Origin of the sequence: Nocardia sp. NPDC050175 (genome assembly GCF_044459885.1) — a bacterium.
In the GTDB taxonomy this organism is placed as follows: Bacteria; Actinomycetota; Actinomycetes; order Mycobacteriales; family Mycobacteriaceae; genus Nocardia.
In genome coordinates this window covers 525,885-540,765 of record NZ_JBITJI010000006.1, presented here as the reverse complement: position 1 = coordinate 540,765, position 14,881 = coordinate 525,885, and the positions used below count along the sequence as shown (strand labels likewise).

General features: G+C 64.8%; 14 protein-coding genes and 1 pseudogene. 7 read left to right on the top strand and 8 right to left on the bottom strand.

The features are described 5' to 3' along the window. Positions 1-16 precede the first annotated feature (16 nt). Both ACIBK2_RS23475 and ACIBK2_RS23470 read left to right on the top strand, forming a co-directional pair. Entirely contained in the window at positions 17-1,453 is a 1,437-nt protein-coding gene (locus ACIBK2_RS23475) for a hypothetical protein (RefSeq protein ID WP_396969754.1), read from the top strand. Between the two features lie 109 nt (positions 1,454-1,562). Then, positions 1,563-3,572, top strand: a complete 2,010-nt coding sequence (locus ACIBK2_RS23470; RefSeq protein WP_396969752.1) for an APC family permease — start codon at positions 1,563-1,565, stop codon at positions 3,570-3,572. Between the two features lie 92 nt (positions 3,573-3,664). Here the strand turns inward: ACIBK2_RS23470 and ACIBK2_RS23465 are convergent, their stop codons facing one another. Genes ACIBK2_RS23465 through ACIBK2_RS23450 form a run of 4 tightly spaced genes read right to left on the bottom strand, consistent with a single transcriptional unit; the run spans position 3,665 to position 8,589 of the window. After that, on the bottom strand, positions 3,665-4,555 hold the full coding sequence (locus ACIBK2_RS23465) for a potassium-transporting ATPase subunit C (RefSeq protein ID WP_396969750.1): 891 nt from the start codon (positions 4,553-4,555) through the stop codon (positions 3,665-3,667). A gap of 1 nt (position 4,556) precedes the next feature. Beyond that, complete coding sequence (kdpB, locus tag ACIBK2_RS23460) at positions 4,557-6,722, bottom strand: potassium-transporting ATPase subunit KdpB (RefSeq protein ID WP_396969748.1); 2,166 nt, start codon at positions 6,720-6,722, stop codon at positions 4,557-4,559. Position 6,723: 1 nt separating this feature from the next. Continuing rightward, a complete protein-coding gene (gene kdpA / locus ACIBK2_RS23455; protein WP_396969746.1) occupies positions 6,724-8,394 on the bottom strand; it encodes a potassium-transporting ATPase subunit KdpA in 1,671 nt (556 codons plus the stop codon). Then, a complete protein-coding gene (locus ACIBK2_RS23450; RefSeq protein ID WP_396969954.1) occupies positions 8,395-8,589 on the bottom strand; it encodes a potassium-transporting ATPase subunit F in 195 nt (64 codons plus the stop codon). Between the two features lie 542 nt (positions 8,590-9,131). Here ACIBK2_RS23450 and ACIBK2_RS23445 point away from each other — a divergent pair. The 5 genes and pseudogenes from ACIBK2_RS23445 to ACIBK2_RS23425 form a co-directional block, all read left to right on the top strand. Continuing rightward, the gene (locus tag ACIBK2_RS23445) at positions 9,132-9,806 is read left to right on the top strand and encodes a response regulator (RefSeq protein ID WP_396969952.1); all 675 of its coding nucleotides are present in this window, start codon (positions 9,132-9,134) and stop codon (positions 9,804-9,806) included. Positions 9,807-10,046: 240 nt separating this feature from the next. Beyond that, positions 10,047-10,376 carry a PadR family transcriptional regulator gene (locus ACIBK2_RS23440; protein WP_396969744.1) on the top strand — a complete coding sequence of 110 codons (330 nt, stop codon included), beginning with the start codon at positions 10,047-10,049 and terminating at the stop codon, positions 10,374-10,376. A 2-nt stretch (positions 10,377-10,378) separates the two neighbouring features. Then, on the top strand, positions 10,379-10,735 hold the full coding sequence (locus tag ACIBK2_RS23435) for a DUF1048 domain-containing protein (protein WP_396969950.1): 357 nt from the start codon (positions 10,379-10,381) through the stop codon (positions 10,733-10,735). Between the two features lie 9 nt (positions 10,736-10,744). Then, on the top strand, positions 10,745-11,530 hold the full coding sequence (locus tag ACIBK2_RS23430) for an ABC transporter ATP-binding protein (protein WP_396969743.1): 786 nt from the start codon (positions 10,745-10,747) through the stop codon (positions 11,528-11,530). Beyond that, a pseudogene (locus tag ACIBK2_RS23425) lies at positions 11,527-11,844 on the top strand (ABC transporter permease); the annotation flags it as partial. The gene ACIBK2_RS23430 and the pseudogene ACIBK2_RS23425, both read left to right, overlap by 4 nt. 115 nt (positions 11,845-11,959) lie before the next feature. On the opposite strand, the gene ACIBK2_RS23420 reads toward ACIBK2_RS23425, so the two are convergent. The 4 genes from ACIBK2_RS23420 to ACIBK2_RS23405 are packed head-to-tail and all read right to left on the bottom strand — an operon-like array spanning position 11,960 to position 14,723. Then, entirely contained in the window at positions 11,960-12,325 is a 366-nt protein-coding gene (locus ACIBK2_RS23420) for a putative quinol monooxygenase (RefSeq protein WP_396969741.1), read from the bottom strand. Between the two features lie 2 nt (positions 12,326-12,327). Beyond that, a complete protein-coding gene (locus tag ACIBK2_RS23415; RefSeq protein WP_396969740.1) occupies positions 12,328-13,074 on the bottom strand; it encodes an MBL fold metallo-hydrolase in 747 nt (248 codons plus the stop codon). Positions 13,075-13,117: 43 nt separating this feature from the next. Continuing rightward, the gene (locus ACIBK2_RS23410) at positions 13,118-13,924 is read right to left on the bottom strand and encodes an alpha/beta fold hydrolase (RefSeq protein WP_396969738.1); all 807 of its coding nucleotides are present in this window, start codon (positions 13,922-13,924) and stop codon (positions 13,118-13,120) included. 46 nt (positions 13,925-13,970) lie between these two features. Next, positions 13,971-14,723 carry an SDR family NAD(P)-dependent oxidoreductase gene (locus ACIBK2_RS23405; protein WP_396969736.1) on the bottom strand — a complete coding sequence of 251 codons (753 nt, stop codon included), beginning with the start codon at positions 14,721-14,723 and terminating at the stop codon, positions 13,971-13,973. Between the last annotated feature and the right edge of the window lie 158 nt (positions 14,724-14,881).

Genomic DNA, 14,881 nt, shown 5'->3' with positions numbered 1-14,881 from the left:
ATGAGGAGACAGGCCGATGGCCGTAACGATGGTGCGCGCCGATCTCGGGCAGGCCGCGCGCTTGCGGTCGGTGCTGCCTGATCGGTCGGACGTGCCGAGGTGGATCTGCGTGGTCGCCGTGCTCGCGGCGGCCGGGACGATCTGGGTCTTCCTGATGCTCGCAGCGGCGGCGGGGACGGTTCGGACCGGATTCGACACCATCGGACAGCGCACCGCGCCGCAGGTCGCGGCCACCGAGGACCTGTATTACGCCCTGGCGGACATGGACGCGCAGTTGGCGAATATCGTTCTGGCGGGCAATGATCCGGCCTTTGCCAAGACCCGCGACGACGCGCTGACCGACTACGAGAAGCGTCGCCTGCAGGCTGATGCGGACCTGCAGCAGGCGACCATGGTGGCCGGTGCCGACCAGTCGGCCCAGGCCACGATTCGCGAAATCCTCGATCGGCTCGGACGTTACGAGGCGTCGGCGGCGGAAACTATGCTGCGCGTCGACCTCGCCCGCGATGCCGGGGGCACGCCGTCGCCCGAGGTGCTCGCCTCGTATCGGGCGGCCACCGATCTCATGCGACCCACTCTCGAGTCCGCACATCAGCTCACCGGCACCAATGGCGCGGCGCTCGAACGCGCTTATCAGGACACCGAATACACCGCCGATAGCACGAGGATCTGGCTCACGGTCCATGCCGTCCTGGTGCTCGGCGCCCTGACAGGGCTGCAGATACTGCTCCGGGTGAAGACACACCGACGGCTGAATCCGGCATTGGTGGTCGCGACGCTCGTCGCGGGCGGACTGATCTTCGGCGGCTTCGCTGCGATGGGCGAGGCGTCCCACGACCTGCGTGTCGCGAAGGAGAACGCCTTCGACTCGCTGCTTGCCCTGCGTCAGGCGCGTGCCGTGAGCTACGACGCCAACGCCGACGAGAGCCGCTACCTGGTCGACCCGGACCGGGCCGCCGGCTACGAGCAAGCCTTCCTGGACAAATCGAATGCGTTGGCCGACGTGCACGCCGATCGAATCAGCGCCTACCCCGACGCCCTCGACGCCGAACTGCGTGCCTACCGTGCGAAGAACTCCGACACACGAATCGGCGGCTTCTTCGGCACTGAGCTGCACAACGTCACCTTCGCGGGCGAAGGTGCGGCCGCGGCGCAGGCCCTCACGGCCTTCCAGCAGTACCAGCAAGACGACCAAGTCATTCGACGACTCGCCCAGACCGACCGGCGTGCCGCGATCACGATGACCACCGGAACCTCGAACGAGGACTTCCGCCGCTATGACGACGCACTGTCCGCGGTCATCGACATCAATCAGCGTGCCTTCGATTCGGCGATCTCCGCAGGTCTGAACGAGACCGGTGGCTGGTCCGGCCTGCTGCCCTACGGCGGTGCTGTCATCGTCGTGGTGCTGATCGGCGCGGGGATCCGGCCGCGGTTGGCCGAGTATCGGTGAAGCGGCACGGGCGGATTCGGGTATGTCAGGCCCCGCCCTTTCGTATTTACGAAATCTCTACGGTATGGGTGCGGCCGAATGCCGAGAGTGCGCCATAGGCTGATTCATCGTGGTTTCACCGATCGACGTGGCAAAACGTCTTCTGCTCGGACGCCCGTTTCGGAGTGATCGGCTCGGTGAGACGTTGCTGCCGAAGCGTTTGGCGCTGCCTATTTTCGCCAGTGACCCGCTGTCCTCGGTGGCGTACGCGACGCAGGAGATCCTGCTCATCCTGACCCTTGGCGGGCTCGCCTACCTGCATCTGGCACCGTGGGTCGCCGGCGGTGTCGTCGTCCTGCTCGCCGTTGTTGTGCTTTCCTACCGGCAGGTGGTGCAGGCGTATCCCTCCGGTGGTGGCTCCTATGAGGTGGTCTCGAGTAACCTCGGACCGATCCCGGGTCTCATAGTTGCGGCAGCATTGCTGGTCGACTATGTGATGACCGTCGCGGTGTCGGTTGCGGCCGGCGTGGACAACATTGTTTCCGCTGCTCCTGGCCTGAATCCGTATCGGGTGGTGATCAACATCGTGTTCATCGCTTTGCTGACGGCGATGAACCTGCGTGGTGTGCGCGAATCGGGGCGGACGTTCGCGATCCCGACGTACGGGTTCCTCGTCGGGGTCATGCTGATGGTCCTGGTCGGCTTCGGCGAGGTGCTGCTGGGGAATCCGCCGGTCGCGGAGAGCGCGCACTACGACATTCGTCCCGAGCAGGTCGGGCTGAGCGGTGCCGCGCTCGCGTTCCTTGTCCTGCGCGCATTCTCCTCCGGCTGTACCGCGTTGACCGGCGTGGAGGCGATCTCCAACGGAGTACCCGCATTCCGGAAACCCAAGGCGCTCAACGCGGCTCGTACGATGACGGCGATGGGCGTGATCGCGATAGTGATGTTTTCCGGCGTGACCGTGCTCGCCATGATTTCCCACACGCGCGTTGCCGAGAACACCTGCGATTTGATCGGCTTCGCCGGCGACTGCCACACAGATCCGCAGCGCACGGTGATCGCGCAGATCGCCGCTGCGGTCTTCGGCGGGCACAACGTGCTCTTCTACTACCTGATGGTGACGACCGCGCTGATCTTGATTCTCGCGGCCAACACCGCCTACAACGGCTTTCCGCTGCTGAATTCCATTCTGGCCCAACATCGTTACATGCCACGCCAGCTACACACGCGCGGTGATCGACTCGCGTTCTCCAACGGCATCATCCTGCTCGCCGTCGCCGCGGGCGTACTCATCTACGCCTTCGATGGCTCGGTGACTCGGCTGATCCAGCTCTACATCGTCGGCGTCTTCACCTCGTTCACACTCTGTCAGGCGGGCATGGTCCGGCATTGGAATCGTGAATTGGCCACGGCGTCAACCCAGGCCGATCGGTTGCGTATCCATCGTGCCAGGGCGATCAATGCTGTCGGCTCCTGCGTGACCGGCATCGTGCTCATCGTCGTGATGATCACCAAATTCAGCCATGGCGCCTACCTGGTCGTGTTCGCGATGCCGATCCTCGTCGCGCTGATGTACCTCATCCACCGCCATTACACCTCGGTCCGTGCCGAACTCGATGTCGATGAGGACGACGAGGAAACCTTGCCCAGCCGAGTACACGCGATCGTCCTGGTGTCGGGCTGGACGAAGGCGTCTCGGCGAGCAGTGCAGTTCGCCCGCGCCACCCACCCGGACACGATCACCGCGATCACCGTCAACGTCGACGACACCGATACGCGGCTGCTACAACAGAATTGGGATCGGCATGACGTCGCCATCGCGCTCAAGGTGATCGAATCCCCGTACCGTGAAATCACCCGTCCGGTCGTCGATTACGCCAAGCGCCTGCGCCGTGACCACCCCCGCGACGTTGTCAGCGTCTACATTCCCGAGTATGTCGTCGGACATTGGTGGGAAAACCTGCTGCACAACCAGAGTTCACTGCGGCTGAAGACACGGTTGCTCTTCGAGCCGGGCGTCATGGTGACGAGCGTGCCCTTCCAGTTGCACTCGTCGAGGGATCGCGATCTGTCGCGCGAAGAGCACCGCCCTGGCGAAGTACGAAGAGGCATCGCAGTCGGTCGCTCTGATCGACAGTGACCGCCGACTGGTGACGAGGTCGTTTGATCGACCGGACGAGCAACGGCTCGGTCGGGAATTCGCATTGCCGACCGAGCCGTTCATTCGGATGGCTATCCCTTGAACGGGTAGCGCTGGTCGAGAGCGATATTCAGCTGCACGACGTTGACCGTGGGCTCGCCGAGGAAGCCGAGGGCGCGTCCCGACTTGTTGGCATCGACGAGTGCGCGGACCTGGTCCTCGGAGATATTGCGGGCCTTGGCGATTCGAGCCACCTGGATGTCGGCGTAGCGGGGCGAGATGTGTGGGTCGAGTCCGCTGCCGCTGGCGGTGATCGCGTCGGTGGGGACCGGGGTGTCGATCGGGGCGTCGCCGAAGATCGGGACGATCAGGCCTGCGGAGTAGTCCGCACCAGGCTTGGCGCATTCGACCTTGACACCCTTGTACATGGCGATGAACGGTGCCACGGGGCACGCCTCGTTGACGCTGACCACCTGCACCGGGTGGTCGACCTCGCCCTTGGCGGAGCGTGGGCCGATCACCGAGAGCACCGCGCCGACACCGTCTTCGGTGCAGAACGGGCGGGCGCCGTCGACTCCTTCGCGGTCGCCGATGGCCTTGCTGCGGGCGCACACGGTGGACAGCAGGCTGAGTTTCACGTTCGCGGGGTCTGCGTCGAGGGTGTCGACGATGCTTTCCGGGCCCAGGTTGCTGGCCGCGGTCGCGGTCGGGTCGTAGCCGTTGGCGCCCGCCGCCGAGGGGCGGCTCTGGAAGTACTGCACCAGTGCGTTGCCGTCTTTGTCGGTGAAGGACTGTCCGATGAGCTTGGAGCCCACCGTCTTTCCGTCCACGGTGATGAGTGAACCGTTTGCTTTGTCGTGTAGGCCTGGCACTTGGGCCACCGCGAAAACAGCTACGGGATAGATGATTCCGGTGATCGCGGTAAGCACCAGCAGTGCACGCAACGCGGCCAGGTGCTGCCGGATCCAGCTCGAGATACGCATGTCAGGACATCCCAGGGAGGAATTGGATGATGAGGTCGATCAGTTTGATGCCGATGAACGGCGCGACGATGCCGCCGAGGCCGTAGATCAACAGGTTGCGGCTCAACAGTTTCGACGCGTTGGAGGGGGTGTAGTTCACGCCGCGCAAAGCCAGCGGGATCAGCGCGATGATGACGATCGCGTTGAAGATGACCGCCGAGAGGATCGCCGACTGGGGACTGTGCAGACGCATCACGTTGACCGCGCCGAGGCCGGGGAACAAGGCCACGAACATCGCGGGAATGATCGCGAAGTACTTGGCGATGTCGTTGGCGATCGAGAACGTGGTCAGTGCGCCGCGGGTGATGAGCAGCTGCTTGCCGATCTCGACGATCTCGATCAGTTTGGTCGGGTCCGAATCCAGATCGACCATGTTGCCGGCTTCTTTGGCCGCGGAGGTGCCGGTGTTCATGGCGACACCTACGTCGGCTTGTGCGAGTGCGGGTGCGTCGTTGGTGCCGTCGCCGGTCATCGCGACGAGCCTGCCGCCTGCTTGTTCCTTCTTGATCAGCGCCAGCTTGTCTTCCGGGGTGGCTTCGGCGAGGAAGTCGTCGACACCGGCTTCGTCGGCAATCGCCTTGGCGGTCAACGGATTGTCGCCGGTGATCATGACGGTGCGGATACCCATCCGGCGCATCTCGTCGAAACGCTCCCGCATGCCCTGCTTGACAACGTCTTTGAGATGGATCACGCCGAGCAGCCGCGCGGTGCCGTCCCTGACTTCACCGACGACCAGCGGCGTGCCACCCGAGGCGGAAATGCCGTCGACTGCGACACCCAGCTCGGCCGGTACCGAACCGCCCTGTGCGCGAACCCATTCGGTGACGGCGCTGGCCGCGCCTTTGCGCAGTTGGCGGCCGTCCACGTCCACGCCGGACATCCGGGTTTGGGCAGTGAATTCGATCCAGGTCGCGAGCTTCAGCGCACCGGGTGTCCGCTCCCGCAGTCCGTACGCCTGTTTGGCGTATACGACTATGGAGCGGCCTTCCGGTGTTTCGTCGGCGAGGCTGGAAAGCTGTGCGGCGTCAGCCAATTCCTGCTCGGTCACGCCGGGTATCGGCACGAATTCCGAGGCTTGCCGGTTGCCGAGGGTGATGGTGCCGGTCTTGTCCAGCAGTAGCGTGTTGACATCTCCCGCGGCCTCGACCGCGCGGCCGGACATGGCGAGCACGTTGCGCTGCACGAGCCGGTCCATGCCCGCGATGCCGATCGCGGACAGCAGTGCGCCGATGGTGGTCGGGATAAGACAGACCAGCAGCGAGACCATGACGATCCCGGTGACGCCATTGACGTCGAGTGCTGAGGTATCCGGCACGCCGGGATTGTTGGCCTTGGAGAAGATCGCCAGCGGTTGCAGGGTAACGACGGCGAAGACGAAGATGATGGTCAGCGAGGCGAGCAGGATGTTGAGCGCGATCTCGTTCGGCGTCTTCTGCCTGCTCGCGCCCTCGACCAGGGCGATCATCTTGTCGATGAAGCTCTTGCCGGGCTCCTGGGTGATCTTGACGACGATCCGGTCCGACAGCACGGTGGTGCCGCCGGTCACCGCGGAACGGTCACCGCCGGATTCCCGGATCACCGGCGCGGATTCACCGGTGATCGCCGATTCATCAACGGAGGCAATGCCTTCCACGACATCGCCGTCACCGGGGACGACCTGTCCGGCCTCGACGACGACATGGTCGCCGCGCTGCAGTTCGGGAGCTGCGACCCGCTCTTCGATAACCCTGCCGCCAGGCGTCCATTCGACCAGTCGTCGTGCCACGGTGTCGGTTTTGGCCTTACGCAGGGTATCGGCTTGGGCTTTGCCGCGCCCTTCGGCGACGGCTTCGGCCAAGTTGGCGAAGATGGCTGTCAGCCAGAGCCATACGACAATCGCCCAGGCGAAGAAGGTGGGATCGGTGATCGCGAGCACGGTCGACCAGACGGCGCCGAGCTCGACGATGAACATCACCGGGTTGCGCCACATGGTGCGCGGGTCGAGCTTGCGCACCGCACTGGGGAGCGAGGTCAGCAGCATCTTCGGGTCGAGTACACCGGTCGGCACCCGGCCACCCTTGTGCTCGAGCTGCCTCTTGGATTCGTTGAACTCGTCGGGGACGGTGATTTCGGTGGTGGGAGTGGTCATTTCAGTGGATTCCTTCGGCGAGCGGCCCGAGCGCGAGTGCGGGCAGGAAGGTGAGCGCGACCAGGATTACCGTGGTGCCGACGACCATGCCGATGAACTGCGGCCGGTGCGTCGGCAGCGTGCCGATCGACTCGGGGGTGTGGCCCTGCCGGGCCAGCGAACCGGCCAGGGCGAGCGCGAAGATGATCGGCAGGAACCGGCCGAAGACCATCGCGAGACCGAGTGCGGTGTTGTACCACTCGGTATTGCCGGATAGACCCGCGAACGCGGAGCCGTTGTTGTTCGCCGCGGATGTGAAGGCGTACAACACTTCCGAGAGCCCGTGCGGCCCGGAGTTGGCCATCGCGGCGCGTTGTCCTGGCATAGCCATCGCGATCGCGGTGCCGGTGAGCACGATCAGCGGCGTCACGAGGAAATACGATGCGGCGAGCTTGATCTCGCGTGGGGTGATCTTCTTGCCGAGGTATTCCGGTGTGCGCCCGACCATCAGACCTGCGACGAATACCGTGATGACTGCCAGGATGAGCATGCCGTACAGGCCGGAACCCGTTCCGCCGGGCGCGACTTCGCCGAGCTGCATGTTGAACATGGTCATCATGCCGCCGAGGCTGGTGTAGGAGTCGTGGAACGAGTCGACGGCACCGGTCGAGGTCAGTGTCGTCGCGGTGGCGAAGGTCGCGGAGTCGGGCACGCCGAAACGGGTTTCGACACCTTCCATGGACGCGCCGATGGCGGTCGGGACGGTGCCGTGGTGGGCGAGCTGGAACAGATTTTGCAAGGTCAGGCTGATGATCGCGATCGTGCCCATCACGGAAACGATGGCGTAGCCCTGCTTTTTGCTGCCGACCATGCGCCCGAAGGTGCGGGGGAGCGAGAACGAGATCACCAGCAGCAGGAAGATCTCGAGCCAGTTGGTCCAGGTGGTGGGGTTCTCGAACGGGTGCGCGGAGTTCGCGTTGTAGAAACCGCCGCCGTTGGTGCCGAGTTCCTTGATCACTTCTTGGCTGGCCACCGGTCCGCCGGTGATGGTTTGTTCGGTGCCGTTGAGGGTTTGCGCGACTTGGTCGTGCAGGTGGAAGTTCTGGATGGCGCCGCCGGCGACGAGGACGATCGCGAAGATGAACGCGATCGGTAGCAGGATGCGGATGGTGCCCCTGACCAGGTCCACCCAGAAGTTGCCGAGATCGCCGGTGTGGCGGCGGGCGAAGCCGCGTACCAGTGCGACCGCGACGGCCATGCCGACGGCCGCGGAGACGAAGTTCTGCACCGCGAGCCCGGCCATCTGCACCAGGTGGCCCTGGGTCGATTCACCGGAGTAGTTCTGCCAGTTGGTGTTTGTGACGAAGCTGACGGCGGTGTTCCAGGCCAGCGCCGGGGTCATCTCGGTGCCGGGGTTGTCGAGGTGCAGTGGCAGCTTGCCCTGGACCAGTTGCAGGAAGAACAGGAACAGAATGCTGACTCCGGAGAACGCCAGCACACTGCGGGCATACACGCCCCAGGTCTGCTCGACCTCGGGCTGCACGCCGATGGCCTTGTAGAGGACGCGCTCGGCGCGGGAGTGCTTGGTGTTGTTGTAGACCCGGAACATGTAGTCGCCGAGCGGCACATGCACCAGGGCAAGCGCGATGATCAGGGAGGCCGCGAAGGCGATCCCCGCTGTGGTCGTGTTCACCTAGAACCTCTCGGGGAAAAGCAGCGCCGCGACCATGTAGATCGCAACGGAGATGGCGAGAACCAAACCGATCAGGTTCGCGATCACAGCTTCTCCACCCCCCGCTGAATCAGACCGAGTAGTGCGAAAATCGCCACGGTGAGCACCGTGAACACAACGACAGACATGTGTGCCTAACCTCCGTATCGCGCCCATCGATCGAACGCGCCAGGCTGAGTACAGCGGCCACACGGGCACGCTGCTCCGCTCCTTTACGAGTCCTTAGCGCCCCCCGGATGATGATTGACACTTCACTTACAAATTCGGCTGAAAGAATGCCGTCAAAGTAGTTGGGCGAGCGGTCAACACGTCGTAAAGATCGAGATCAGTGCTGGATCGGGAGGTAGAAAAGTCACGACCGGCCAGGCGGAGAACCGCAACGCGACCGGCTCTTCATCCATCGGGGAGAGGATCGCTATGTCGGTTGTCACGGTCGCCGTCCTTGCCGGGTTCGTGTGCTGCGGCTTGTTGATTCGTGCGCTGGGCGCGCGGAACGACAGTTACCGGGACGGTTCGTGGCGTGACGATGTCGTGCCACGACAAGGCGAGCCCATGCTCGGCGAGAGTGAATCGAACAGTCCGACATGACAATTGAAGTGATTGACATCGACCAGGCGCCACCGTGCGGCGACGACCCGGTATGCGTGTCGACCCCGACCGCAGGGTGCGTGATGACGAACAAGACATCGGATACCCCGGTGACCAAGGTGCTGGTGGTCGACGACGAGCCGCAGCTCGTGCGGGCGCTGCGCATCAACCTGACCGTGCGCGGCTACCACGTGCTCACCGCGGGCACCGGCGCCGAGGCGCTACGCATCGCCACCGACAAGAAACTCGGCGCGGTGATCCTCGATATCGGCCTACCCGACGTGTCCGGTATCGACGTGCTGGCCGGGTTGCGCGGCTGGACCTCTGTTCCGGTGATCGTGTTGTCCGCACGCACGGACTCGGCGGACAAGGTGGCGGCGCTGGACGCCGGCGCCGACGACTACGTCACCAAACCGTTCGGCATGGACGAACTGATGGCCCGATTGCGCGCCGCGGTCCGGCGCGGTTCGGTGGGCGCCGGTGACCCGGTGGTGGTTACTCCTACCTTCACGGTCGATCTGGCCGCGAAAATGGTCACCAAAAGCGGTGTCACAGTGCGCCTTACGCCGACCGAGTGGGCCATGCTGGAAATGCTGGTGCGCAACCGCGGCAAACTCGTCGGCCGCCAGGACCTGCTCCGGGAGGTCTGGGGCCCGTCGCACGAGTCCGAAACCCATTACCTGCGTATATATCTGGCGCAGCTACGACGCAAGCTGGAAGACGACCCATCGCGTCCGAAGCACCTGCTGACCGAGCCGGGCATGGGGTACCGGTTCCTGGCGTAGTCCTCGGCCGTCCGGCCTCCGTCACGACGTGACAGGGGCGTGACAGGTCGGTGTCAGGACGGGCGTCGATGGTTGTCGTATGAGTAATCAGCGATCGCGGGGTCCGGCCGCCGAAGTCATCCGCCCCCAAGGGGTTGCGTGCCCGGCGCCTTCCGTCGCCGCCGGCACCTTGCGTCGCCACTATTCAGTGTTACTATCTACCGGTAGCTAGTAACACTGAATAGTACGAGGAGGTGATCCGTGGGCAAGCAGATAACGGAGATGCTCAAAGGCACGCTGGAGGGCATCGTCCTGGCGATTCTGTCCGTGCGCTCCGCGTACGGATACGAGATCACGGCGTGGCTGCGGGAGCAGGGCTTCGCCGACATCGCCGAGGGCACCATCTACGCCCTGCTCGTCCGGCTCGAGAAAAAGGGCCTGGTCGACGTGGCGAAGGTCGCGTCGGAGAAAGGTCCGCCGCGCAAGGTCTATTCGCTCAACGCGCAGGGGCGCGAATATCTCGACGAGTTCTGGACTACCTGGACCTTCCTCGCCGAACGACTCGAACAACTTCATGAAGGAGGCAAGTGACCATGTTCATCGAAAAGGTGATCGGCGATCTCGGCGACAAGCGGCGCTGGTGGCAGTACAAGGCGCGCGCGAAACAGCTGCCCGCGCCGTATCGGACGGCGGTCGACGCGTGCGAGCGGTACCTGAATTACTTCGGAGCGGGCGGCGGCGTTTCGCTGTTCGAGGACCTGCTCGACCTGTTCGAGCAGAGCGCGGCGGACGGCACCCCGATCCGCGAGGTCGTCGGGCCGGACCCGGTGGAGTTCATCGAGGCGTTCGCGCGGAATTATCGGGAGGATTCGTGGATCAACCGCGAACAGCAACGGCTGATCAGCGCCATCGCGCAGGCCGCAGGCGAAGAGCCCGGAAAGAATGGGTAGGGACGTTCGATGACGACACAGCAAGCTCCGCCCATCTATGTCCAGGGTCTGGAGAAGTCCTATAAGGACCTGAAGGTGTTACGCGGGGTGGACTTCGAGGTGGCGCGGGGCAGCATTTTCGCCTTGCTCGGCTCGAACGGGGCGGGCAAGACCACGGTCGTGCGAATCCTGTCCACGCTGCTCAGGGCCGATGCGGGCACGGCGCTCGTCAACGGTTTCGACGTCGCCACCGAACCGGCGAACGTCCGCGAATCATTCAGCCTCACCGGACAATTCGCCGCAGTCGACGAAATCCTCAGCGGCCGCGAGAATCTCGTGCTGGTCGCCAAGCTGCGGCACCTCGACAACCCGCGCGCGATCGCGGACACCCTGCTCGAGCGTTTCTCGCTGACCGACGCGGCCACCCGGAAGGTGTCGACGTATTCCGGTGGCATGCGCCGCCGCCTCGACATCGCTATGAGCCTGATCGGGGATCCGCCGATCATCTTCCTCGACGAGCCGACCACCGGACTCGACCCGCAAGCGCGCCTCGAGGTGTGGCACGCCGTCAAAGACCTTGCCGCGCATGGCACGACGGTGCTGCTCACCACGCAGTATCTGGACGAGGCCGAACAACTCGCCGACCGGATCGCGATCCTGCACCAGGGCCGGATCATCGTGAACGGCACCCTCGCCGAGCTCAAGCAACTGCTGCCGCCGGCCAAGGTCGAATACGTCGAGAAGCAGCCGACCCTCGAGGATGTCTTCCTCGCCCTCGTCGGTGACGAAGCATTGACGAGTGAGGAACAACAATGACCACGCATTTCTTCGGCGACACCGCCACTTTGCTCGGCCGATCCCTGCGGCACATCGCGCGCAGCATGGACACCATCATCACCACCACGATCATGCCGATCGCCTTCATGCTGCTGTTCGTCTACGTGCTCGGCGGCGCGATCAACACCGGGTCGCCGTCCTATGTGAGTTACCTGCTGCCCGGCATTCTGATCATCACGATCGCTTCGGGCATCTCCTACACCGCATTTCGGCTCTTCCTGGATATGAAGGGCGGCATCTTCGAGCGCTTCCAGTCCATGCCGATCGCCCGCTCGTCGGTGCTGTGGGCGCACGGCGGCATCCGAATCCATATTCGATCGTGGAACTTCGCGACTGTATCGCAGGCGCCCAGCGCACGGCGCGTTAATACTGATCCGATGAGCCGCGCGACGGGCGTCGGCTGAGGGTTTATTCGATGGGGACTTCGTTGAGTTGGATGAGGCTGGTGGGGTCGCCGGTGCTCAGGTTGGGGAGGGCGGAGATGAAGTTGTGGACGTGTTGGGTTTGGAGGTGGGTGTCGAATGCTGCTGCGTTGGTGTAGATCTCGTAGAGGTAGAAGCGGCCGGGGTGGTTGCGGGCTTCGTAGGCGGTGAAGGTGAGGCAGCCGGGCTCGTTGCGTACCGCGCGGACGAGTTCGGTGATCTTTGCGCGGAAGGCTTCGGCCATGCCGGGTTTGGCGTCGAGGATCGCGATCATGGGGCGGGGGTTGGGGTCGGTGGGGTCGACGTGCAGGTTGTCGTGTTGCAGGGCTGTGGTCAGGAAGTCGTCGGTCATGGTCAGAGCTCCACTCGGACGCCGGGGTCGATGATGCGAACGGTGGTGTCGGGAGCCAGTTTTCGTGCGGCTTCCAGGTAGTGCTGTGGGTCGCGGTCGCTGGCGGTGATCAGTCGGTCGCCGAGCCAGCCTTTGGTGAAGGCGTAGTGATGTGGGATGGCGAGTTCGGGGGCGAGGAGGGCGGTCAGTTCGGCTGCCTCCTCGGCGTTCATGACGACCTGCATGTTGTTCGCGGGTCGGACGTGCAGGCCGTTGGTGGGCAGCAGTGCCAGTGAGATGTGGCCGAGCCGGTCGGGGATCTCGGTGAGTTCGGGGATCAGCAGGGTATCGCCGGCGAAGTACACGGCGTCGGAGCCCGCGCGCAGTACGAAGGTGATTTCGTGGACGCCGTGTTTGGCGGGGACGGCGGTGATGGTGACGCCGCCGATCTCGAGGTCGTCCCACGGCGTGAGTCCGGTGACGTTGTCGAAGCCGGCGCGATGTGCGTGTTCGACTACGGTCTCGGCGACGACGAACGGCACCGTGTGATCACGGTATGCCGCAAAGGTTTCCAGGTCACAGTGGTCGTAGTGGTCGTGGCTGATCAGTACGCCGTCCAGCGGCGGCAATTCGGCGATGCTCACGGCGATCGGTTCGCCTTGGTAGTAGCCGGGTTTGGTGCTGAACCATGGGTCGGTGAGGAAGGTGCGGCCGCCGATTTCGATGAGGTGGCAGCTGTGCGTCACGCGGGTGACGGCGATTGTCGACATGATCGGTCCTCGAATTCGTCGATATTGTGGGGAAATTGGGTGGTCAGCGTGCGAAGACGGAGAAGTCGGTCTCGGCGCTGTGCCAGATGGCGTGCAGAACCTGATGCGGTGTCTCCATTTGCGGCTGGTGGCCGGTGTCGGGCAGCGGCTGGAACCGGGCCAGGGGGATGGCCACGGCATACGCGCGGCCGTAGTCGACATCGACGATGCCGTCGCTCTCGCCCCACAGCACCAGGGTGGGAATCTCTAGGCCCGCAAGGCGTTCGGCGAGGCCGGGATCGGTCATCGAGGTGCCCGCGTAGGCGGCCAGCGCGGCCCGGTTGGCCGCGGCGATGGCCTGCGCGGCCGGGGGCAGCGTGGCCGGGTCGAAACGGAACGGGTCGGGGTTGTGGAAGCTGAGGGTGAAGACCTCGTCCATGGTGAGGGCGAAGAAGTCGGCGACCGGGTGCCCCGGCACCTCGAGACCGACCGCGTCGATGAGCACGATGCCGCTGACGCGCGGGTTTTGCAGCAGCGCGATCTCGGCGGTGATCCAGCCGCCGACGGAGTTGCCGATCACGGTGACGTCGGTCAGGTCGAGCTGCTGGAGTAGCGCGTCGTAGAGCGCGGCGAGATCGCCGACGCTGTCGAGGGTTTCGGGTCGGGACGTGCCGCCGAAGCCCGGATGGGTCGGCGCCAGCACGCGCACGTCGTAGCTGGTGGCGAACAGCTCGGCGAAGGCGCTCACCGACTGCGGGCCCGCCCCGCCGTGCAGCAGCAGAAACGGTTGCCCGGTGCCGTATTCGGCGACGGTGAGCTCGACCGGGCCGTGTCCGGCGAGGGGCACGGTATGAATTGTGTTGACAGACACAATGTCTCCTCTGATTGTGGTGAATCCTGGTGTCGTGCAGACGGTGTCAGGCGACGGTGCGGCCCGCGTCCGCCTGGATTACCGCGCCGGTGAGGTAGCTCGACCGGTCGTCGGCCAGGAACAAGATGACCTCCGCGATCTCGCGTGGTTCGGCCATGCGCCCGAGCAGGGTGAGTTTGCCCAGTTGCTCCTCGCCGCCCGCGCCGATCGCCGCGGCCACCGCCGTGAGCACCGTCTCGGTGCGGGTGGGGCCGGGGGAGACGGCGTTCACCCGGACCCCGGCGGGGCTGAATTCGGCGGCCCAGGTGCGGGTCAAGGCCTCCATGGCGGCTTTGGTCGCGGTGTAGACGGAGAACCCCGCCATTGCCGTGGTGGCCGTCATCGAGCTGATGTTGACGATGCTGCCGGAGCCGCGGGCGATCATCGCCGGGGCGATCGACGCGGTGAGGAAGTACGGCGCTCGCAGATTGACCGCGATGGCGCCGTCGAAGCCCGCGGCATCCTGGGACACCGCGGGCGAAAGAGGCTGCACGGCAGCATTGTTGACCAGCACATCGACCGCGCCCGCCGCGTCGGCCAGGGCGCGCAGCGAGCCTGGATCGGTGAGGTCGGCCGCGACGAAGCGGGCCCGCCCGCCGCCGTCGGTGATCTGCGCGACGGTGTCGTTCCCGCGGTCGGTGTCGCGGCCGGAAACGATCACCTCGGCACCGGCGCCGGCCAGCAGCAGCGCGGCCGCCTTGCCGATGCCGGCGGTGGAGCCGGTGATCAGTGCGGTTCTTCCGGTCAAGCTCGATGTCATGGTGATCCTCACTCGTCCCTACGTCTGGTTCCGAAACCAGCCTGTGCCGAGCGGGCGTCACCAACCAGGGCCGAGTTGTCCCACCCAGCGACACGGTCGTCGGGCAGTGCACCGCAGGTGCCATCACACTGAGGGTTGCTCGACATTCGCATCGACCG